Origin of the sequence: Bacillus sp. F56 (assembly GCF_001748205.1) — a bacterium.
GTDB classification, from domain to species: Bacteria; Bacillota; Bacilli; order Bacillales; family Bacillaceae; genus Bacillus; species Bacillus stercoris.
Map to the genome: position 1 here is coordinate 706019 of NZ_BDFC01000004.1, position 22440 is coordinate 728458.

Sequence of the window (22440 nt, forward strand, 5' to 3'; positions counted from 1 at the left end):
TTATTCTCCTTTTGAAGGGAATAATTTCTGCCTTTTTTCAGAATCCGGATCGTTTTCGATCACAATCTCCGAATCAAAAATCAGCGTCTCTCTCGTTTCTTCGTGATACGCCGGCCAATTCACAGCTTCGGTGCTTGGGTTTCCTGTTTTGGCGAACGTGATCCATGCTGATTGTATCGTGTGAGAAAGCTGTTTCACCTCATCCGTAACCTCCGCGTTTGCCATCCGCTTCAACCCGTCCAGATTTCCAAAGACAAAAGGAAGCTCTAATGCGTGAAACGCTTTATTGTACGGCGGCTGCTCCGAGTGCCAATCGAACCTGTACATCCAAACCGGGGCGTAGTGGGACTGTGCGGATGCATAGGCAACGGCCGGGCGCCAAAATAACAAATCAGTCATCATGTGAATCTGGCTTTCCAGAGAACGCGGATACAGATCGGCGGCTTTCTTGGCCAGCGGCTGCCCTAATAAATACTCGAGTGCAGCATCAAGCGTTTCCTGAGAATGAACGTCTGAATCAGGGGTGAAAAATAAATATCCTTCATCACGGGTTGTTCCGATTAATAGAGGAATGCCGGCAGCAGCCCCTTCTGCTATTGCTTTTTCTGGTTCAGCAGGCAGCGTTTTCGGATCAAGGGCGGGCTGGAAAAACAGATGAAAGATATTTTCTTTTTCTGCGATCCGAAGCTGATCAGCCGCCTTTAGCAAATCTTCCGCAGAAACCGTATGCAATTTCTCCAATTGGCTCTCGTTAATCCCAAGGATCTGTAAAAAGGCTGCCGCGGTGCTCGCCGCTTGTTCTTTCGTCATCGTTCGAGAAGCGCCGCTTTCCATGATGGCTTTCTGGAACAGGCCTTTTGCCGCAGGCATTGCGAGCAGCGCGGCAATGCTCATGCCGCCGGCGGATTCTCCAAATACTGTTACGTTATTGGGATCACCGCCAAACGCTGAGATATTCTCCCGCACCCATTTCAGTGCGGCGGCTTGGTCTAAAAGCCCAAGGTTATCGGAATACGCCTCATCAAATGAAGACAAGTGCAAAAAGCCAAACGGCCCCAGCCGATAGTTCAGTGTAACGACAATGACTTCTCCCTGCGCCGCAAGTTTTGATCCGTCATACAATGGATCACTGCCCGCTCCAAGATAAAAAGCGCCGCCGTGAATCCACACCATGACAGGCAGGTTTTGACTTGGAGTGTCAGGCGCAAATACATTGAGACACAAGCAATCCTCGGACTGGCGCGGCAGTTCAGCATACGATAGTGAAAGTAAATCAGTCGGCTGCGGACAAACAGGGGCATAGGCTGTAGCATCAAGCATACCTTCCCATACTTCAGGCGGCTCAGGTGCTTTAAAACGCAATTGTCCGACAGGCGGTTTGGCAAAGGGGATGCCTTTCCATATATGTACGCCGTTTTCCGTTGTGCCTTTTACTTTGCCGTATTGAGTCGTTACTATTTGATGAGTCATTGTGTCCTCTCCCTTTTTCACCCATTATAAACAGATTTACCCTGAAGGTGCGAACGTTAGCCCTCTAGCCGATCATCATCTTCCCATCGTTTTTAAAAAGGATTTGACTTCATGGACAGTCAAGCCGATTTCTCTTGCTTCCGCCATCAGCGCTTTCCATTCTTCTATATTGGATTCCGTCAGTTTACGGTTGCGGTAAGAAGCCGTTTCAGGCTGTTCTTTCTTGAGTCTGTTCGTAAAAGTGAACAATTCTTCCTTTTCCATTCCGGCTTGTACGGCTTGCACTAAATGTACGCGCCACTCTTCTTCACCGCCGCTGATTTTTTCATACATCATGGTTTCCGCGTCAAATAATTCTGTTAATTCCACATCCAGTGTCGCCGAAACTTTTTTTAAAAATTGAACGGATGGATTCGTGTGAACGCCTCTTTCAATCTTGCTTAAATAGGATTTGGATACACCTGACTCAACCGCCAGCTGATTAATAGAATAGCCTTTTCTTTTACGGTATAAACGGATAATTCTTCCAATCATAATGTGAAATTCTCCTCTATTCCTGTCGTTATTTTGTTCATTATAAGGAATTATTCGTTCTTTATAAAATTTAAAATAATAAGGGAAGTGCAGTAAATTAGAGGAAAATCATGATTTTGTTCTCTAAAGAGAACTTATTGGCTTATTTTGCAATTTTTAAATAATACTATTTTCTTTTATAATCCAATCATTAACAGAAAGGGGCGCGGGAAGCCAGCCGCGGGAAGGCTGAAGGCTATGAATACATGAATGAGAATATGAGTTTTAAAGAATTATATGCGATTGTCAGACACAGATTCGTGCTGATTCTGCTCATCACAATCGGCGTTACCCTGATTACGGGTTTTGTGCAATTTAAGGTTATTTCACCGACCTATCAGGCGTCGTCACAGGTGCTGATTCATGAATCAGACGGTGAAGAAAACTCGAATCTCAGTGACATCCAGCGAAATCTTCAGTATAGCAGCACGTTCCAATCGATTATGAAAAGCACTGCCTTGATGGAAGAGGTCAAGGCGGAATTGCACCTATCTGAATCGGCTTCCTCGCTGAAAGGAAAAGTAATCACCAGCAGTGAAAATGAATCAGAAATTATCACCGTTGCCGTCCAGGATCACGATCCGGCGAAAGCGGCTGAGATTGCGAACACATTAGTGAACAAGTTTGAAAGAGCAGTAGATGAAAGAATGAATGTACAAGGCGTACATATATTATCAGAGGCGAAGGCTTCGGAAAGCCCGATGATCAAGCCGGCCCGGCTGCGAAATATGGTCATGGCTTTTGGCGCTGCTGTCATGGGCGGCATTACACTGGCATTTTTTCTGCATTTTCTCGATGATACGTGCAAAAGCGCACGGCAGCTCAGCGAGAGAACCGGATTGCCATGCTTAGGCTCCGTTCCTGATGTTCAAAAAGGGCGGAATCGCGGGATAAAACATTTCGGGGAGTGAAGCGAGTGATCTTTAGAAAAAAGAAAGCAAGGCGGGGTTTGGCTCAAATATCTGTTTTACACAATAAATCAGTTGTTGCGGAACAATATCGCACCATCCGGACAAACATTGAGTTCTCATCTGTCCAGACCAACTTGCGATCCATCCTCGTCACCTCCTCTGTGCCTGGTGAAGGTAAATCGTTCAGTGCAGCGAATCTTGCGGCTGTCTTTGCGCAGCAGCAGGAAAAGAAAGTACTGCTGGTGGATGCCGATTTAAGAAAGCCGACCATCAATCAGACGTTTCAGGTTGAGAATGTAACCGGGCTGACAAATGTGCTGGTCGGTAATGCTTCACTCAGTGAGACGGTGCAAAAGACGCCGATCGATAACTTATACATCCTGACAAGCGGCCCGACCCCGCCAAATCCGGCAGAACTGCTGTCTTCAAAAGCAATGGGAGATTTAATATCTGACATCTATGAACAATTCAGCCTCGTCATCTTTGATTCCCCTCCGCTTTTGGCTGTTGCCGATGCTCAGATTCTAGCAAATCAGACAGACGGCAGCGTGCTCGTCGTTTTAAGCGGAAAAACAAAAACCGATACCGTCCTGAAAGCAAAAGATGCACTGGAACAATCCAATGCGAAGCTGTTAGGCGCTCTTTTAAACAAAAAGAAAATGAAAAAATCGGAACACTATTCCTACTAGTTTTTGGAAAGGTGATGTCTCCTGACCTGTATCAATGGAGGCACTCGGCTCTGCTGTGGGCAGCTGAAGTTGCTGCCTTAGATGCTGGTCGTCGCTGGCGGGGCGTGAGGATGGGTTAAATGCCCACTTATCTGATATATACATAGGACGTGTTATCGGTTTAGCTGCTGCCGATGTTTTGGAGAGACGAAAACCGCCGCAGCTAAACCGATAAAAGAATTAGGGGGGAATAGGTTGAGTTACCGGAGAAGACTGTCAATGATTATTGCGCTGGATACTTACCTCGTTTTAAATTCAGTTATTGCAGGATATCAATTTTTAAAAGATTCCTATCAATTTTATGACTCCGGAGCATTACTGCTTACCGCTGTCAGCTTGCTCCTCAGCTATCATGTGTGTGCTTTCCTGTTCAATCAGTATAAACAGGTGTGGACATACACCGGGCTCGGCGAGCTGCTTGTCCTGCTTAAAGGCATTACGCTTTCCGCCGCTGTGACCGGCGTCATTCAGTATGCTGTGTATCATACGATGTTCTTTCGTCTGTTAACCGCGTGCTGGGTGCTTCAGCTTTTGTCCATTGGAGGGACGCGTATTTTATCCAGAGTATTAAACGAAAGCATTAGAAAAAAACGCTGCGCCTCGTCTCGCGCGCTGATTATCGGGGCGGGCTCAGGTGGGACTCTGATGGTCAGGCAGCTGCTTTCGAAAGATGAACCTGATATCATACCTGTCGCTTTTATTGATGACGACCAAACGAAACATAAATTAGAAATCATGGGGCTGCCCGTAATCGGCGGAAAAGAAAGTATCATGCCTGCGGTGCAAAAGCTCAAAATTAACTATATTATTATTGCCATTCCTTCACTCCGCACCCATGAGCTTCAGGTGTTATATAAAGAATGTGTGCGAACCGGAGTAAGCATTAAAATTATGCCTCATTTTGAGGAAATGCTGCTCGGCACACGAACTGCCGGACAAATCAGAGATGTAAAAGCTGAGGATCTGCTCGGCAGAAAGCCGGTGACCCTCGACACTAGCGAAATTTCAAACCGCATCAAAGGAAAAACAGTTCTCGTCACGGGAGCGGGCGGATCAATCGGCTCGGAAATCTGCCGGCAGATCAGCGCGTTTTTGCCTAAGGAAATCATTCTGCTCGGCCATGGGGAAAACAGCATTCATTCGATTTATACAGAGCTGAATGGACGATTCGGCAAACACATTGTGTTCCATACGGAAATCGCTGATGTGCAGGACCGCGATAAAATGTTTACCTTGATGAAAAAGTACGAGCCGCATGTTGTCTACCATGCAGCTGCACATAAGCATGTCCCTTTAATGGAACACAATCCTGAAGAGGCGGTCAAAAACAATATTATCGGAACAAAAAATGTCGCGGAAGCAGCCGATATGTCGGGAACTGAGACATTCGTGCTGATTTCATCGGACAAAGCGGTGAATCCAGCCAATGTAATGGGGGCGACAAAACGGTTCGCGGAAATGATTATTATGAATCTTGGAAAAGTCAGCAGTACCAAATTTGTTGCTGTCCGCTTCGGCAATGTACTCGGGAGCCGCGGCAGCGTTATTCCGATTTTCAAAAAACAGATTGAAAAAGGCGGCCCTGTGACAGTAACACATCCGGCAATGACCCGCTATTTCATGACGATTCCCGAGGCATCAAGGCTTGTAATTCAGGCCGGTGCACTGGCGAAAGGGCGCCAGATTTTCGTTCTCGATATGGGAGAGCCCGTAAAGATTGTGGATCTGGCCAAAAACCTCATCCATTTGTCAGGCTACACGACAGAGCAGATTCCAATTGAATTCACAGGCATTCGTCCCGGCGAAAAAATGTATGAAGAATTACTGAACAAAAATGAAGTCCACGCTGAACAAGTCTTTCCAAAAATTCATATCGGCAAAGCGGTAGACGGCGACTGGCCGGTGCTGATGCGCTTTATCGAGGATTTCACTGAACTGTCGGAAGCCGACCTGAGAGCGAGGCTGTTTGCGGCAATCAATACATCAGACAACATGACGGCTGCCGGTGTTCATTAGGGGGAGTGAAAATGACGAAAAAGATATTGTTTTGCGCGACTGTTGATTATCATTTTAAGGCCTTTCACCTCCCTTATTTTAAATGGTTCAAGCAAATAGGCTGGGAGGTTCATGTCGCCGCGAGCGGACAAACCAAGCTGCCGTATGTGGATGAGAAATTCTCCATCCCAATTCGCAGGTCACCTTTTCACCCTCAGAATCTATCCGTTTATAGGCAGCTGAAGAAAGTGATCGACACCCATGAATACGACATGGTTCATTGCCATACACCGGTAGGCGGCGTTCTCGCCAGGCTGGCGGCGCGGCAGGCGCGGCGGTGCGGAACAAAGGTGCTGTACACAGCGCACGGCTTTCACTTCTGCAAAGGGGCACCGATGAAAAATTGGCTTTTATACTATCCGGTCGAAAAGTGGCTTTCAGCATATACGGACTGCCTGATCACGATCAATGAAGAGGATTACACACGGGCGAAAGGACTTCAAAGGCCGGGCGGAAGGACGCAGAAAATACACGGCATTGGCGTCAATACCGAGCGTTTCCGGCCTGTTAGCCCGAAAGAGCAGCAAAGACTCAGAGAAAAACACGGATTCCGTGAAGATGATTTTATATTGGTTTATCCGGCTGAGCTTAATGTGAACAAAAATCAGAAGCTGTTAATTGAAGCCGCAGCCTTGCTGAAAGAAAACATTCCTTCGCTCCGCCTTGTGTTTGCCGGGGAAGGGGCAATGGAACAAACGTATCGAACGTTAGCTGAAAAGCTTGGCGCTTCCGCCAATGTCCGTTTTTACGGCTTTTGCCGTGACATACATGAGCTGATTCAGCTTGCAGATGTATCTGTCGCATCCAGCATGAGAGAGGGCCTCGGCATGAATGTGCTTGAGGGAATGGCGGCGGAAAAACCGGCGATCGCCACAGATAATCGCGGGCATCGGGAAATCATCCGCGACGGAGAAAACGGTTTTCTGGTCAAAATCGGTGACAGTGCTGCTTTTGCCCGCCGGATTGAACAGCTTTACCACAAGCCGGAACTCTGCCGAAAGCTTGGACAGGAAGGCCGAAAAACAGCCTTGCGCTTTTCGGAGGCGCGAACCGTGGAAGAAATGGCAGATATTTATTCCGCGTACATGGATATGGATACAAAGGAGAAAAGCGTATGAACTCAGGACCGAAAGTTTCTGTCATTATGGGCATTTATAATTGCGAGCGCACGTTGGCAGAAAGCATAGAATCCATACTCAGCCAATCCTATAAAAATTGGGAGCTGATTTTGTGCGATGATGCGTCAACAGACGGCACGCTCCGCATCGCGAAGCAGTATGCCGCGCATTACAGCGACCGCATCAAACTGATTCGAAACAAAACAAACAAGCGGCTTGCCGCATCATTAAATCATTGTCTTTCGCATGCGACAGGCGATTATATCGCACGTCAAGACGGAGATGACCTTTCGTTTCCGCGCCGTCTTGAAAAGCAGGTCGCGTTTTTAGAAAAACACCGCCACTATCAGGTGGTTGGCACCGGCATGCTTGTGTTTGATGAATTTGGCGTAAGAGGCACCCGCATCCTGCCTTCTGTTCCGGAGCCGGGCGTCATGGCAAAAGGGACCCCATTTTGCCACGGCACGATTATGATGAGAGCGAGTGCCTACCGCACGCTGAAAGGCTACCGATCGGTGCGCAGGACGAGACGAATGGAGGATATCGATTTGTGGCTTCGTTTTTTTGAAGAGGGCTTCAGGGGCTATAATCTTCAGGAAGCCTTGTATAAAGTGAGGGAAGACAGCGATGCATTCAAACGGCGGTCATTTACGTATTCGATTGACAACGCCATTCTTGTCTATCAGGCGTGCAGACGCTTGAAGCTTCCTGTATCTAATTACTTATATATCGCAAAACCGTTAATCCGCGCGTTTATGCCTCCAGCCGTGATGAATCGCTACCACAAAAAAAGGGTAATGAACCAAAAGGAAGGGCTTGTCAAGCATGAATAGCGGCCAAAAACGCGTGCTCCATGTTCTCAGCGGCATGAACAGGGGCGGCGCGGAAACCATGGTGATGAATTTATATCGGAAAATGGACAGAAGCAAAGTACAATTTGATTTTTTAACGTATCGAAATGATCCGTGCGCTTACGATGAAGAGATTTTATCCTTAGGCGGGCGGCTTTTTTATGTCCCGAGCATTGGGCAAAGCAATCCCCTTACATTTGTGAGGAATGTGAGTAACGCGATAAAAGAAAACGGGCCGTTCAGCGCCGTTCATGCGCATACAGATTTCCAAACGGGTTTTATCGCTCTTGCGGCAAGGCTCGCCGGAGTGCCGATCAGGGTCTGCCATTCCCACAATACGTCTTGGAAGACCGGCTTCAATTGGAAGGATCGCTTGCAGCTGATGGTATTCAGGCGGCTCATCTTGGCGAATGCGACAGCGCTGTGTGCCTGCGGAGAGGATGCGGGCAGGTTTTTATTTGGACAGTCCAACATGGAGCGGGAGCGTGTTCACCTCCTTCCGAACGGGATTGATCTTGAGCTGTTCGCCCCAAATGGGCAGGCGGCTGATGAAGAAAAAACAGCCCGCGGTATTGCAGCTGACCGGCTCATCATTGGCCATGTGGCCCGGTTTCATGAAGTGAAAAACCATGCGTTTCTCCTGAAGCTTGCCGCACATCTCAAAGAAAGAGGCGTTCGCTTTCAGCTTGTTCTCGCAGGAGACGGGCCGTTGCGAGGGGAGATAGAGGAGGAGGCGCGGCGGCAGGATCTGTTGTCAGAGGTTCTCTTTTTAGGCACTGAAGACCGCATTCATGAATTGATGCGTACTTTCGATGTATTTGTCATGCCGTCTCTGTACGAAGGCTTGCCGGTTGTGCTTGTGGAAGCGCAGGCGTCGGGGCTTCCATGCATCATTTCAGACAGCATTACAGAAAAAGTCGACGCCGGGCTCGGGCTGGTCACAAGATTAAGTCTCTCTGAGCCGATCAGCGTTTGGGCTGAAACCATTGCAAGAGCGGCCGCCGCAGGCAGGCCGAAGCGAGAGCTCATCAAGGAAACACTCGCCCAACTTGGCTACGATGCACAGCAAAATGTAGGAACGCTGCTGAATGTATACAACATCCGCACGGAAAAGGACAATAACCGATGATTGTATATGCCGTCAATATGGGGATTGTATTTGTTTGGTCTTGGTTCGCTAAAATGTGCGGCGGCCGTGACGATTCGCTTGCCACGGGGTATCGGCCGAATAAGCTTTTGATCTGGATTCCGCTCGCTTCACTTGTGCTCGTGTCAGGCCTCCGCTATCGAGTTGGCACGGATTTTCAGACGTACACGCTGCTGTACGAATTGGCGGGCGATTATCAAAATGTGTGGCAGATATTCGGTTTCGGCACAGCAAAAACGGCGACAGATCCGGGGTTTACCGCACTCCTTTGGCTGATGAATTTTATCACGGAAGATCCGCAAATCATGTATTTTACGGTTGCGGTCGTGACCTATAGCTTTATTATGAAGACACTCGCCGATTATGGCAGGCCGTTTGAGCTGAGTGTCTTTTTATTTTTGGGAACCTTTCATTATTACGCGTCTTTTAACGGCATCAGGCAATACATGGTGGCAGCTGTTTTGTTTTGGGCGCTCCGTTATATCATCAGCGGGAACTGGAAGCGATATTTTCTCATTGTGCTGGTCAGCTCGCTCTTTCATTCGTCCGCGCTGATTATGATTCCAGTGTACTTTATTGTCAGAAGAAAAGCCTGGTCTCCGGCGATATTCGGCCTATCCGCTTTATTTCTCGGCATGACCTTTTTATATCAAAAATTTATTTCTGTGTTTGTCGTTGTACTTGAAAACAGCTCATACAGCCATTATGAAAAATGGCTTATGACAAACACAAATGGAATGAATGTGATCAAAATCGCTGTTTTGGTTCTGCCGCTGTTCCTTGCATTTTGCTATAAAGAACGACTGCGGAGTCTGTGGCCGCAAATTGATATTGTCGTCAATTTGTGCCTGCTAGGTTTTTTGTTCGGCCTTTTGGCCACAAAGGACGTGATTTTTGCCAGATTCAATATTTATTTCGGTCTGTATCAAATGATCTTAGTCCCTTATTTCGTCAGGATATTTGATGAAAAATCGAATGCTCTTATCTATATTGCTATCGTTGTTTGTTATTTTCTTTACAGTTATTTGCTTATGCCGGTTGATTCATCGGTTCTGCCTTACAGAACGATTTTTTCCCGGTAATTTATGCACGAGGAGCCGGTCATTATGGAAACACCTGCGGTTAGTCTGTTAGTCGCTGTTTATAACACAGAAACATATATCAGAACGTGTCTCGAATCACTGCGGAACCAGACAGTGGACAATATTGAAATCATCATCGTCAATGACGGTTCAGCTGACGCCAGCCCGGATATCGCGGAAGAATACGCCAAAATGGACAACAGGTTTAAGGTGATTCATCAGGAAAACCAGGGGCTCGGTGCGGTTCGGAATAAAGGCATTGAGGCAGCACGCGGCGAATTTATCGCGTTTATCGATTCAGACGATTGGATCGAGCCTGATTATTGCGAGCAGATGCTCCGCGCAGCAGGCGATGAAACTGATCTGGTCATTTGCAATTACGCCGCGGAGTTTGAGGATACTGGCAAAACCATGGACTCAGACATTGCCCAAACCTATCAGGACCAGCCGAAGGAGCATTATATCAAGGCGTTATTCGAAGGGAAGGTCAGAGGGTTTTCATGGAACAAACTGTACAGAAGAAGCATGATTGAAGCACATCGGCTGTCGTTTCCGCTCCGAGGCGAGCTGGAGCATGTCGAGGATCAGTTTTTCAGCTTCAGGGCTCATTTTTTCGCCCGCTCGGTATCCTATGTAAAAGCGCCGCTCTATCATTACCGAATTCACCTTTCCTCCATTGTGCAGCGCTATCAGAAAAAACTGTTTGAATCAGGGCTTGCGCTGTATGAGGCGAATGCGGCGTTTTTACAGGAGAACAACAAACTGGAGGAGTACCGCAAGGAGCTTGATACCTTTATCGTTCTTCACAGCAGCATCTGTATGCTGAATGAATGGAAAACGCGCGGCAGCCGCCGGCTGTTTGAAAAGCTTAGAAATGTTGGCGTGATATGCGCGGATCCGGTGTTTCAAGAAAGTCTTTCAAAAACGGGAACAGCGCCTTTTGACGCAAAACGGTCATGCCTGCTTCTGATGGCGAAATACAGAATGATTCCGTTCGTCGCGATGGCATCGGCTGTGTATCAGCGGGTGATCGAGTACAAAATGAGAAACAGAGGGTGAGGACATGTCGTTACAATCGTTGAAAATTAATTTTGCAGAATGGCTGCTGCTTAAGTTCAAATACCCGTCCCAATATTGGCTGGGAGCGGCAGACCAGCCGGTAAAGGCCGCAGCACATCAGAAAAAAATCATACTGACCCTGCTGCCGTCACATGATAATTTGGGAGATCACGCAATTGCTTATGCCAGCAAGACATTTCTGGAGCAAGAATACCCGGACTTTGACATCATCGAGGTCGATATGAAGGACATTTACAAATCAGCAAAAAACCTGATCCGCTCGCGCCATCCGGAGGATATGGTCTTTATCATCGGCGGCGGAAACATGGGGGATTTATACCGTTATGAGGAGTGGACGCGCCGCTTCATCATTAAAACATTTCATGACTATCGGGTTGTCCAGCTTCCGGCAACGGCTCATTTTTCCGACACGAAAAAAGGGCGCAAAGAGCTGAAGCGGGCACAGAAAATTTATAATTCGCACCCGGGCCTGTTGCTGATGGCACGGGATGAAACGACGTATCAATTTATGAAACAGCATTTTCAAGAAAAAACAATTTTGAAGCAGCCTGACATGGTGCTGTATTTAGACAGAAGCAAGACCCCCGCAGAGCGCGAAGGGGTTTATATGTGTTTGCGCGAGGACCAGGAAAGCGTGCTTCAGAAGGAGCAGAGAAACCGGCTCAAAGCTGCGCTATATGAGGAATTCGGCGAGATCAAATCCTTTACGACAACGATCGGGCGCCGGGTCAGCCGCGATACACGGGAACAAGAGCTTGAAGCACTGTGGTCTAAGCTGCAAAGCGCAGAAGCCGTCGTCACAGACAGGCTTCATGGCATGATTTTTTGCGCGCTGACAGGAACGCCGTGTGTTGTTATTCGCTCCTTCGACCATAAGGTGATGGAAGGCTATCAATGGCTCAAAGACATCCCATTCATGAAGCTGATTGAACTTCCGGAGCCGGAGCGTGTAACAGCCGCAGTCAATGAGCTTTTAACAAAAGAAACACCCCGTGGCGGCTTTCCGAGAGATGTGTATTTTAAAGGTCTGCGTGACAAAATCAGCGGTGAAGCACAATGACCCCGCTCGTCAGCATTATTGTCCCGATGTATAATGTTGAACCATTTATAGGGGAGTGCATGGATTCTTTGCGTTGCCAAACGCTTTCTGATATTGAAATCATCCTTGTGAATGACGGAACACCGGATCGGTCAGGCGAAATTGCAGAGGACTATGCAAAACGGGATGCGAGAATCCGGGTCATTCATCAATCTAACGGCGGGCTTAGTTCAGCGCGAAATACGGGAATAAAGGCCGCGCGGGGCACTTACATCGGTTTTGTAGACGGAGACGATTATGTATCTTCCGCCATGTTCCAGAGACTGGCTGAAGAAGCGGAGCAAAATCAGCTCGACATCGCCGGATGCGGTTTTTACAAGCAGTCACCGGACAGGCGGACATATGTGGCGCCGCAGCTTGAGGCAAACCGCGTGCTGACAAAAAAAGAAATGACTGAATGGCTTAAATATGCTCACGAAACGAGATTTATCTGGTATGTATGGCGTTATCTTTACCGTCGTGAGCTTTTTGATAGGGCGAATCTGATGTTTGAGGAAGACATCCGTTTTGCTGAAGACTCTCCCTTCAATTTGTCCGCTTTTCGCGAAGCGGAGCGGGTGAAAATGCTTGATGAAGGATTGTACATTTATCGTGAAAACCCGAACAGCCTGACAGAAACTCCTTATAAGCCGGCGATGGATGAACATCTTCAAAAACAATATCAGGCTAAAATCGCATTCTACAATCACTATGGCTTAGCAGGCGCATGCCAAGAAGATCTGAATGTGTACATTTGCAGGCACCAGCTTCCGATGCTTTTGGCAAATGCCTGTGCTTCTCCGAATTCGCCGAAAGACATCAAAAAGAAGATCAGACAGATTTTGTCCTATGACATGGTGCGGCAGGCTGTCAGACATACACCGTTTCAGCATGAGAAATTATTAAGAGGAGAGCGTTTGATATTAGCACTGTGTAAATGGCGGCTCACTTTTCTCATCAAGCTGTTTTTCGAGCAGCGGGGGACGATGAAAGGCAGTGCGAAGCAGGCATGAAATTCACGATAAACTTCAGCGCGAACCTTACGGCTTTTCTCTTGTCTGTTTTCCTGTCGGTTTGGATGACGCCTTTTATTGTCAAAACGCTCGGTGTGGAAGCGTTCGGCTTTGTTCACTTGACACAAAATGTGATTAATTACTTTTCGATTATCACCGTGGCTCTCAGCTCGGTTGTCGTTCGCTTCTTTTCTGTTGCTGCCCACAGGGGAGAGCGTGAGAAAGCAAATGCGTATATCAGCAATTATTTAGCGGCCTCTGTTTTGATTTCATTGCTTCTCTTGCTGCCGCTTGCGGGCTCGGCTTTTTTTGTTGACCGCGTTATGAATGTGCCGCAAGCGCTTTTGGCTGATGTGCGTGTGTCGATTTTGATCGGCAGTCTGCTGTTTATCTTAACGTTTTTGACGGCTGGTTTCGGGGCTGCACCATTTTATGCCAACCGCCTTTACATCACCAGCTCCATTCAGGCGGTGCAAATGCTTGTACGCGTGCTGTCTGTGCTGCTCCTGTTTGCATGCTTTGCGCCAAAAATCTGGCAGATCCAGCTTGCCGCTTTAGCTGGTGCTGTCATCGCGTCTGTGCTGTCTTTCTATTTCTTCAAAAAGCTGATTCCATGGTTTTCGTTCCGTATGAAGGATCTTTCATTCCGCACAAGCAAGGAGCTGTTTCAAGCGGGCGCATGGAGCTCCGTCAATCAAATCGGCGTCCTGCTTTTTTTGCAGATTGATCTGTTAACCGCCAATTTGATGCTTGGAGCGTCCGCATCCGGGAAATACGCGGCGATTATCCAGTTTCCGCTGCTTTTGCGCAGCTTGGCAGGAACGGTCGCATCCCTGTTTGCGCCTATCATGACTTCATATTATTCAAAAGGCGATATGGACGGATTGATGAATTACGCCAATAAGGCAGTGAGGCTGAATGGCCTTTTGCTTGCACTTCCTGCTGCCTTATTGGGCGGGTTGGCGGGGCCTTTTCTGACAATCTGGCTCGGACCGTCCTTTTCGTCGATAGCACCGCTTTTATTTATTCATGCCGGATACTTGGTGATCAGCCTCGCCTTTATGCCGCTGTTTTATATTTGGACCGCTTTTAATCAACAAAAAACACCGGCGATTGTTACCCTGCTGTTAGGCGCAGTGAATGTGGTGCTGGCCGTCACGCTGAGCGGGCCGGCTCATCTCGGTCTGTACGGCATAACATTGGCCGGGGCGATTTCCCTTATTTTAAAAAATGCCGTTTTCACGCCGCTTTTTGTATCCCGCATTACAGGCTGCAAAAAGCACGTGTTCTTTAAAGGCATCATCGGGCCTCTTTCAGCCGCTGTGTTTGCCTGGACGGTCTGTAAGGCCATGCAATTTGTTGTGAAGATTGACGGCTGGACGTCACTGATAGCGACGGGAGTGACAGTCAGCTTCTGCTACGCTGTTTTCGCTTTTATGCTCGTTTGTACAAAAGAGGAAAGACAGCTGGTACTAAAACGGTTTCGAAAAACGAAAGGAGCTGTGAATCTTTGATCCTGAAACGACTTTTTGATCTGACGGCCGCCATTTTTTTGTTGTGCTGTACGAGTGTGATCATTTTGTTCACCATCGCCGTTGTCAGGCTGAAAATAGGATCACCTGTCTTCTTTAAGCAAGTAAGGCCGGGCCTGCACGGCAAACCGTTCACCCTGTATAAGTTCCGGACAATGACGGATGAACGGGACAGTGAAGGAAATCTGCTGCCCGATGAAGTTAGGCTGACGAAAACAGGCAGGCTGATCAGAAAGCTAAGCATTGATGAGCTTCCGCAGCTTCTGAATGTTCTGAAGGGCGATCTCAGCCTTGTCGGGCCGCGGCCGCTTTTGATGGACTATCTGCCCCTTTATACAGAAAAACAGGCACGGCGCCATGAGGTGAAGCCGGGTATCACAGGCTGGGCGCAAATCAATGGCAGAAACGCGATTTCCTGGGAAAAGAAATTTGAATTAGATGTTTGGTACGTTGACAACCGATCATTTTTTCTCGATTTGAAAATTCTATGTTTGACGGTGCGAAAGGTTCTTGTTTCAGAAGGGATTCAGCAAACCAATCATGTGACCGCGGAACGGTTTACCGGAAGCAGAGATGTGTCCTCATGAAAAACGTGGCCATTGTGGGTGACGGCGGACACGGAAAGGTGATCAGAGAGCTGATTAACGCCCGCGCAGATACGCGTTTAGCCGCGGTGCTGGATGATAAATTCAAAACGTTCGAAGGCGGAAAAGAATGGTACACAGGCCCGCCGGAAGCCATTAGTGAATTGCGCAGGCTCATTCCCGATGTGCTGTTTTTGATTGCTGTTGGAAATAACAGTGTCAGAAAACAGCTGACTGAGCGACTGGGACTGAAGAAAGATGATTTTATTACATTGATTCACCCGTCAGCCATCGTCAGCAAATCGGCTGCTATCGGGAAAGGGACAGTGATCATGGCGGGCGCAATCATTCAGGCGGATGCGCGCATCGGCGCCCACTGCATCATCAATACGGGCGCAGTGGCAGAGCACGACAATCAAATCAGCGATTACGTTCATCTGTCCCCGCGTGTCACACTGTCAGGAGCGGTTTCCGTTCAGGAAGGCGCTCACGTTGGAACCGGTGCGTCCGTCATACCGCAGATCACAATCGGGGCTTGGAGCATTGTCGGCGCCGGCTCTGCGGTAATCCGTTCCATACCGGACAGGGTAACGGCGGCCGGTGCACCGGCACGCATCATTTCTTCCATTCAAACATCAAACAAAGGATGATTCTATGCATAAAAAAATCTACTTATCTCCCCCTCACATGAGCGGCAGGGAGCAGCACTATATTTCGGAAGCCTTTCGCTCAAACTGGATCGCGCCGCTTGGGCCGCTCGTGAATTTATTTGAAGAACAGCTGGCAGAACGCGTCGGTGTAAAAGCAGCAGCTGCGGTCAGCTCTGGAACGGCTGCGATTCATCTGGCGCTGCGTTTGCTTGACGTAAAAGAAGGAGACAGCGTGTTTTGCCAGTCCTTCACATTTGTAGCAACCGCCAATCCGATTTTATATGAAAAAGCGGTGCCCGTCTTTATTGATTCTGAGCCTGACACATGGAACATGTCGCCGAAAGCCCTTGAAAGAGCATTGCAGGAAGCGAAAAGAAACGGAACTCTGCCAAAAGCCGTTATTGCCGTCAATCTATATGGGCAGAGCGCGAAAATGGATGACATTGTAAGCCTGTGTGATGCATACGGAGTTCCTGTCATTGAGGACGCAGCCGAATCTCTCGGAACAGTCTACAAAGGGAAGCAAAGCGGGACATTCGGGCGCTTCGGCATTTATTCATTTAACGGGAACAAAATCATCACCACATCAGGCGGAGGGATGCTCGTTTCAAATGATGAAGCCGCAATGGAAAAAGCAAGATTTCTCGCTTCGCAGGCTCGAGAGCCGGCTGTTCATTATCAGCACAGTGAAATGGGGCATAATTACAGGCTGAGCAATATTTTAGCCGGTGTCGGCATTGCTCAGCTTGAGGTGCTGGATGAGCGCGTAGAGAAAAGAAGGACCATTTTCACGAGATACAAAAATGCGCTCGGTCACATAGACGGCGTCCGCTTTATGCCGGAGTACGCAGCAGGCGTATCCAATCGCTGGCTCACCACGCTCACACTTGATAACGGGCTCAGCCCCTATGACGTAGTTCACCGTCTTGCTGAAGAAAACATTGAAGCCCGTCCGCTGTGGAAGCCGCTCCATACCCAGCCGCTGTTCGATCCGGCTTTATTTCATTCCCATGAAGATACAGGAAGCGTATGCGAAGAGCTTTTCAAGCAAGGGATCTGTCTCCCATCCGGGTCAAATATGACAGAAGATGAGCAAGATCGGGTTATTGACGTGCTACTGCACTTATTCCAAAATGCCGAGGTGAAGAAATGGACAGCAAGCATTCGATGATCAGCCTGAAACAGAAACTGTCCGGGCTGCTCGACGTCATTCCGAAACAATCCGAAATCATATACGCCGACTATCCTCTATACGGAAATGTAGGGGATTTATTTATTATGAAGGGAACAGAAGCTTTCTTTAAAGAACACGGAATCCGGGTCAGAAAACGCTGGAATCCCGACAATTTTCCCGTCGGCCGAAAGCTGGATCCAAATCTCATCATCGTCTGCCAGGGAGGCGGCAACTTCGGGGATTTGTATCCGTATTATCAAGGCTTTAGAGAAAAAATCGTCCAAACCTATCCGAACCACAAAATTGTGATCCTGCCGCAATCGATTTATTTTCAAAACAAAGACAACCTCAAGCGGACGGCGGAGATATTTTCTAAGCATGCGAATCTCCACATCATGACAAGGGAAAAAGCCTCCTATGCTACGGCACAGGCTTATTTTTCAAGAAATCACATTCAGCTTCTGCCTGATATGGCTCATCAGCTGTTTCCCGTCATTCCCACGCAGCAGCCGTCTAATCAAAAGCTGAGATTTATCCGAACAGATCATGAAGCAAACCAGGAGCTTCAGGAACACGCTAAAGCGGAGAGCTACGACTGGCGCACGGTCCTGTCAGCTTCAGACCGCCGGACGATCGCTTTTCTGCAAACGCTCAACGTCCTGAACAAAAAAGCGGGCAACCCTTTGCCTATTGCGTATATATGGGGAAAATACTCGGATTATATCGTCAAAAAAGCCATTCGGTTTTTCAGCCGTTACGAATCGGTGGAAACATCAAGGCTGCACGGCCACATCTTGTCTTCTCTTCTTCAAAAAGAAAACACGGTCATTGATAATTCCTATGGGAAAAACGCCAATTACTTCCATACCTGGATGGAAGGAGTGCCAAGCACCCGGCTCATCCAGGACGCCTCAAAGAAGGAAAACCTTCCTGCTCACGTGTGAGCGGAAGGTTTATTTTGATTCTCCACGTTTGACTTTGTTGTATGCTTCATCTAAATGCTGAATCCGCTTTAAGACGACAGCGTTTTTCGTCAGCTGGTCTTGCACGAGCGTAGAGACGACGGAACGGTAGTAGCTATTCATCGCGTGGATTTTATCCTCAGACTGATTCATTTCAATATGCTGTTTTAAATTCTCAATAAAATAAGGGACGGAAAAAAGTTCAGACATTTCTTCGGCAGCTCCTTTTTCATAAATGTATACGGTGTGATCTCAATCATGTACAATGAAGAAAGGGGAGTGAGCAAGATGGATATGAAACTTCAGCAAGTACAAGTATTAAAGCCTCAACTGACACAGGAGCTCAGGCAGGCCATCACGCTGCTTGGCTATCATTCGGCAGAGCTTGCCGAGTACATTGATGAGCTCTCACTGGAAAACCCTCTTATTGAACGAAAGGAAACAGACACACCGCCACTATCTTACCATAAAACAAATAAAAACAGGATGAATGCACAGGAAGCGGGCCTTCAATTAAGTGATCCGCAAAAAACATTGCAGGATGCGTTAAAACAGCAGTCACTCGATATGAATCTGTCAAACACTGAAAAAAAGATTTTTAATTATCTGATTTATTCGCTTGATTCAAACGGATACTTGGAAGAAGATGTGGAGGAGGCGGCACAGCGCTTATCTGTATCGGCCAAGGAAACAGAGGCTGTTTTGGCAAAACTCCAGTCACTAGAGCCGGCTGGAATCGGCGCGAGATCTTTGCAGGAATGCATCCTTCTTCAATTACAGCGGCTGCCGAACAGAAATGAACAAGCGGAAATGCTTGTTTCTGCTCATTTTGATGCATTTGCGCAAAAAAAATGGAAAGCGCTTTCAGCAAAAACTGGAATTCCGCTTGATACCATTCAGGATATATCAGATGATATATCGGCTCTTCATCCAAGACCGGGTCTTCTGTTTGCCCGTCCAGAGCAAGATGTGTATATCGAGCCTGACATTTTTATCACCGTAAAAAACGGGCACATTGCAGCGGAGCTGAATACCCGCTCGTTTCCCGAAATCGATCTGCATCCGCAGTACAGTACGCTTTTATCATCCGGCTCCTGTCAGGATACTGTCTCTTATTTATCTGCGAAATATCAGGAATGGCGCTGGCTGAGCCGCGCGCTGCGGCAGCGAAAACAGACGATTACGAGAATTGTCAATGAGCTGATCACACGCCAAAAGGATTTCTTTCTGAAAGGGCGAAGCGCAATGAAGCCGCTGACTCTCAGAGAGATAGCGGACTGCCTAAGCCTTCATGAATCAACTGTGAGCCGGGCAATCAAAGGAAAAACGATACAAACACCGTACGGATTGTTTGAGATGAAACTTTTTTTCTCAGCAAAAGCTGAGGCTTCAGGAGATGGAGAGGCATCTAACTACGCAGTTAAAACGCATCTTCAAGACCTCATCAATCAAGAGGACAAAACAAAACCGCTTTCAGATCAAAAGCTTGCCGATTTGTTATATGAACAGCGCGGCATCCAAATCTCCAGGCGCACCGTGGCAAAATACCGCGATCAAATGAACATTCCGTCATCGGCAGCGAGAAAACGATATAAATAAAATCCTCCCATGAAGGGAGGATTTTTTTAAGGAATCATCCAGCTGAACACATGATGCTGCAAAAAGGTAATGATGCAAACGAGCAGCAGCAAAAACAGGCTGTGCTTAATCGTAAAGCGGAAAAGATCTGATTCCTTTCCGGCGAGTCCTACCGCGGCGCACGCCACCGCAATCGACTGCGGCGAAATCATTTTTCCTGTGACACCGCCTGAAGAGTTGGCGGCGACAGACAGAACAGGGTCCATGCCGACCGACAACGCGGTGACTTTTTGCAGGTTGCCGAACAGCAGGTTGGCAGAAGTATCTGAGCCGGTAATGAAGACGCCGAGCCAGCCGAGAACAGGCGAGAAGAAGGTAAACATCGAACCTGTGAGAGCGAGTGTCATCCCGAGTGTCGTGCTCATTCCCGAGGAGTTGGTGACATAGGCAAAACCGACGACAGAAGCGATGGTCAAAATCGGAAACTTCAACTCTTCGATCGTTTCTTTAAAAACCGCTCCCCAGTCTTTCCACGAAATCGCCGTGATGAACTTTGACAGTACAGCGGCAATCAAGATGGCGGTGCCGGCTGAACCGAGCACGTCAAGCTTGTAAACCGCTTCAATCGGCGTACCGTCAGCATTGGCAATCTGATTGTTCAAAAAAGGCACACCAGGGGCAAAAGTCAGTTTTTCCCCAACAGCATTCAGCCATGTCAAGAACACAGCAGAGCCTTCATAATGCCCTGTCAGCGCGGATTTGACAGATGGAATGCCCCATATAGAAATCATCACCGTCAGCAGCAGAAATGGCGACCAAGCCTTGAAAATCTGTCCGCCGCTGTACGCAGGCGCAGCCGGACTCGTTTTCGCCGTTTCAATCGCGGCGGCCGATTCCTGTTCACCGGCAAACCGGAATGTTGTTTTCGGCTTCCACCATTTCAAAAACACAGCAAGCGCAGCCATTGAAACAAGCGCTGACAAAACATCAGGCAGCTCAGGCCCTAAAAAATTGGAACTGAGATATTGAACAACAGCAAAGGAAACACCGGATACGAGAATTGCCGGCCAGACCTCCAAGGCTTTCCTGAACCCGCTCATAATGATGATTAAATAAAGAGGAATAAATACGGATAAAAACGGCAGCTGCCGCCCGACCATTTGTGAAATCTCCATCGCCGGAATCCCTGTCGGCCCTTCTACGGCTGTAATTGGAATTCCAATTGCGCCAAAGGCGACAGGCGCCGTATTGGCGATCAAACAGATCCCCGCCGCATAAAGAGGATTAAAGCCGAGACCGACCAAAAGCGCGGCAGAAATGGCGACAGGCGCTCCGAAGCCTGCTGCCCCTTCTAAAAAAGCCCCGAATGAAAAAGCGATCAAGAGGGCTTGAAGCCGCCGGTCATCAGTAATCGAGAGAACCGAACTGCGAATGATATCAAACTGCCCCGTTTTCACAGTAATTTTATACAAAAAAACAGACGTCACAATGATCCAGCCAATCGGCAATATTCCGTAAACGGCTCCTTGTGTCGCCGACATCAGCGCTTTTTCCGCAGGCATCCGATAAACCAATACAGCAATGACAAGGGCGATCCCCAATGTGGCCAAGCCCGCTGTATACCCCTTCATCCGTTTAATCGCGAGTGCCCAAAAAAAGAAAATAATCGGTACAAGTGCGGCAAGCGCTGATAAAAGCAAATTTCCCCCTATAGGCGTATATGCCTGTGTCCATTGCATCCCAAACCCCTCCTTGAAACATAAACTGGCGTTGTATGTAAGCGGTTTCTATAGATGATATGATCATCTGATGACTGGGTAATAAGACCAGTTACTTAGCATTATATTTTGAAAAAAATCAAAGTACAAGACTTTTTGACAAAATAGTCAAAATCTTTTGGCGGCCCACAAAACAGAGTATAATAGATCGTAAACAGCCAGACCTACAAGTTACGGGGTGAATTGCATTGAAATACAAACAGATTAAAACAAAAAAAATATATGAAGAAGTAGCGGATGCACTATTAGATATGATCAAAAACGGCGAATTGAAGCCGGGGGATAAACTGGACTCTGTTCAGGCGCTTGCTGAGAGCTTTCAAGTCAGCCGTTCAGCGGTTCGCGAGGCACTTTCTGCGCTAAAAGCGATGGGGCTTGTCGAAATGAAACAGGGAGAAGGCACGTATCTGAAGGAATTTGAGCTCAATCAAATTTCTCAGCCGCTCTCAGCCGCCCTTCTTATGAAAAAAGAGGACGTCAAGCAGCTGCTCGAGGTCAGAAAACTGCTTGAACTCGGCGTGGCGTCATTAGCTGCTGAAAAAAGGACAGAAGCAGATCTCGAAAGAATTTATGATGCACTAAAGGAAATGGGGAGCATTGAAGCAGACGGGGAGTTGGGAGAGAAAGCAGATTTTGCATTTCATCTGGCGCTTGCGGACGCTTCTCAAAATGAACTTCTTAAACACTTGATGAATCACGTATCATCATTGCTGCTGGAAACAATGAGAGAAACGCGGAAAATCTGGCTGTTTTCCAAGAAGACCTCAGTTCAGCGGCTGTATGAGGAGCACGAACGGATTTACAATGCCGTGGCTGCCGGGAACGGTGCACAGGCGGAAGCCGCCATGCTGGCGCACTTGACGAATGTGGAAGATGTGCTTTCGGGATATTTCGAGGAAAATGTGCAATAACCAACTCATTTCCCGGGCAATTCTGCCGGTTCCGGATGATACGAACAACTGAGACTGAACCGCGAATGGTTCAGTCTTTTTACATGAGGAAGCCAGTGGCTTTGTACGCTTGACATTTTTGAAAAAGAAAGTAAAATATTTTACTAAAATGAATGCGAGCTGCAT

At 47.8% G+C, this 22440-nt stretch carries 21 protein-coding genes; 17 read left to right on the forward strand and 4 right to left on the reverse strand.

Annotation, left to right across the window (positions count from 1 at the left end; genetic code table 11):
* Positions 1-1470, reverse strand: coding sequence for a para-nitrobenzyl esterase (pnbA, locus tag BFW96_RS03675; protein WP_069838676.1), 1470 nt, complete (start codon positions 1468-1470; stop codon positions 1-3).
* A 75-nt stretch (positions 1471-1545) separates the two neighbouring features.
* The gene (gene slrR / locus BFW96_RS03680; RefSeq protein ID WP_014665457.1) at positions 1546-2004 is read right to left on the reverse strand and encodes an HTH-type transcriptional regulator SlrR; all 459 of its coding nucleotides are present in this window, start codon (positions 2002-2004) and stop codon (positions 1546-1548) included.
* Between the two features lie 245 nt (positions 2005-2249).
* Between slrR and BFW96_RS03685 the strand changes: the two genes are divergently transcribed.
* The 15 genes from BFW96_RS03685 (at position 2250) to BFW96_RS03755 (ending at position 17990) form a co-directional block, all read left to right on the forward strand.
* Positions 2250-2954: a YveK family protein gene (locus BFW96_RS03685; RefSeq protein ID WP_069838677.1), complete on the forward strand. Its 705-nt coding sequence runs from the start codon at positions 2250-2252 to the stop codon at positions 2952-2954.
* Between the two features lie 5 nt (positions 2955-2959).
* The gene (epsB, locus tag BFW96_RS03690; RefSeq protein WP_040081747.1) at positions 2960-3643 is read left to right on the forward strand and encodes a protein tyrosine kinase EpsB; all 684 of its coding nucleotides are present in this window, start codon (positions 2960-2962) and stop codon (positions 3641-3643) included.
* Positions 3644-3877: 234 nt separating this feature from the next.
* The gene (locus BFW96_RS03695; protein ID WP_200761845.1) at positions 3878-5698 is read left to right on the forward strand and encodes a polysaccharide biosynthesis protein; all 1821 of its coding nucleotides are present in this window, start codon (positions 3878-3880) and stop codon (positions 5696-5698) included.
* 11 nt (positions 5699-5709) lie between these two features.
* Complete coding sequence (locus BFW96_RS03700; protein ID WP_069838679.1) at positions 5710-6855, forward strand: glycosyltransferase family 4 protein; 1146 nt, start codon at positions 5710-5712, stop codon at positions 6853-6855.
* Positions 6852-7688 (forward strand): glycosyltransferase EpsE, encoded by an 837-nt coding sequence (gene epsE / locus BFW96_RS03705; protein WP_069838680.1) that lies wholly within the window; start codon positions 6852-6854, stop codon positions 7686-7688. Before BFW96_RS03700 ends, epsE begins: the two co-directional genes overlap by 4 nt.
* Positions 7681-8835: a glycosyltransferase family 1 protein gene (locus tag BFW96_RS03710; protein ID WP_069838681.1), complete on the forward strand. Its 1155-nt coding sequence runs from the start codon at positions 7681-7683 to the stop codon at positions 8833-8835. Before epsE ends, BFW96_RS03710 begins: the two co-directional genes overlap by 8 nt.
* Positions 8832-9935 carry a biofilm exopolysaccharide biosynthesis protein EpsG gene (gene epsG, locus BFW96_RS03715; RefSeq protein ID WP_069838682.1) on the forward strand — a complete coding sequence of 368 codons (1104 nt, stop codon included), beginning with the start codon at positions 8832-8834 and terminating at the stop codon, positions 9933-9935. Before BFW96_RS03710 ends, epsG begins: the two co-directional genes overlap by 4 nt.
* Before the next feature lie 24 nt (positions 9936-9959).
* Positions 9960-10994: a glycosyltransferase family 2 protein gene (locus BFW96_RS03720; protein ID WP_069838683.1), complete on the forward strand. Its 1035-nt coding sequence runs from the start codon at positions 9960-9962 to the stop codon at positions 10992-10994.
* Between the two features lie 4 nt (positions 10995-10998).
* Positions 10999-12075: a polysaccharide pyruvyl transferase family protein gene (locus BFW96_RS03725; protein ID WP_069838684.1), complete on the forward strand. Its 1077-nt coding sequence runs from the start codon at positions 10999-11001 to the stop codon at positions 12073-12075.
* On the forward strand, positions 12072-13106 hold the full coding sequence (locus BFW96_RS03730) for a glycosyltransferase (RefSeq protein WP_069838685.1): 1035 nt from the start codon (positions 12072-12074) through the stop codon (positions 13104-13106). Before BFW96_RS03725 ends, BFW96_RS03730 begins: the two co-directional genes overlap by 4 nt.
* The gene (locus tag BFW96_RS03735) at positions 13103-14620 is read left to right on the forward strand and encodes an MATE family efflux transporter (RefSeq protein ID WP_014665447.1); all 1518 of its coding nucleotides are present in this window, start codon (positions 13103-13105) and stop codon (positions 14618-14620) included. Before BFW96_RS03730 ends, BFW96_RS03735 begins: the two co-directional genes overlap by 4 nt.
* Complete coding sequence (locus BFW96_RS03740; RefSeq protein ID WP_069838686.1) at positions 14617-15225, forward strand: sugar transferase; 609 nt, start codon at positions 14617-14619, stop codon at positions 15223-15225. Before BFW96_RS03735 ends, BFW96_RS03740 begins: the two co-directional genes overlap by 4 nt.
* Positions 15222-15872, forward strand: coding sequence for an acetyltransferase (locus BFW96_RS03745; protein WP_069838687.1), 651 nt, complete (start codon positions 15222-15224; stop codon positions 15870-15872). Before BFW96_RS03740 ends, BFW96_RS03745 begins: the two co-directional genes overlap by 4 nt.
* Positions 15873-15876: 4 nt before the next feature.
* The gene (locus BFW96_RS03750) at positions 15877-17043 is read left to right on the forward strand and encodes a DegT/DnrJ/EryC1/StrS family aminotransferase (RefSeq protein ID WP_069838688.1); all 1167 of its coding nucleotides are present in this window, start codon (positions 15877-15879) and stop codon (positions 17041-17043) included.
* Positions 17022-17990, forward strand: coding sequence for a polysaccharide pyruvyl transferase family protein (locus BFW96_RS03755; RefSeq protein ID WP_069838689.1), 969 nt, complete (start codon positions 17022-17024; stop codon positions 17988-17990). Before BFW96_RS03750 ends, BFW96_RS03755 begins: the two co-directional genes overlap by 22 nt.
* 9 nt (positions 17991-17999) lie before the next feature.
* Here the strand turns inward: BFW96_RS03755 and yvfG are convergent, their stop codons facing one another.
* Positions 18000-18218, reverse strand: coding sequence for a protein YvfG (gene yvfG, locus BFW96_RS03760; RefSeq protein ID WP_003219905.1), 219 nt, complete (start codon positions 18216-18218; stop codon positions 18000-18002).
* Positions 18219-18296: 78 nt separating this feature from the next.
* Here yvfG and rpoN point away from each other — a divergent pair, with 78 nt between their 5' ends.
* On the forward strand, positions 18297-19607 hold the full coding sequence (rpoN, locus tag BFW96_RS03765) for an RNA polymerase factor sigma-54 (RefSeq protein WP_069838690.1): 1311 nt from the start codon (positions 18297-18299) through the stop codon (positions 19605-19607).
* Positions 19608-19633: 26 nt separating this feature from the next.
* On the opposite strand, the gene lutP is transcribed toward rpoN, so the two are convergent.
* Positions 19634-21325: an L-lactate permease LutP gene (lutP, locus tag BFW96_RS03770; protein ID WP_069838691.1), complete on the reverse strand. Its 1692-nt coding sequence runs from the start codon at positions 21323-21325 to the stop codon at positions 19634-19636.
* Positions 21326-21552: 227 nt separating this feature from the next.
* On the opposite strand from lutP, the gene lutR reads away from it, so the two are divergent.
* Complete coding sequence (gene lutR / locus BFW96_RS03775) at positions 21553-22275, forward strand: L-lactate utilization/bacilysin biosynthesis transcriptional regulator LutR (RefSeq protein WP_069838692.1); 723 nt, start codon at positions 21553-21555, stop codon at positions 22273-22275.
* Positions 22276-22440: the final 165 nt, after the last annotated feature.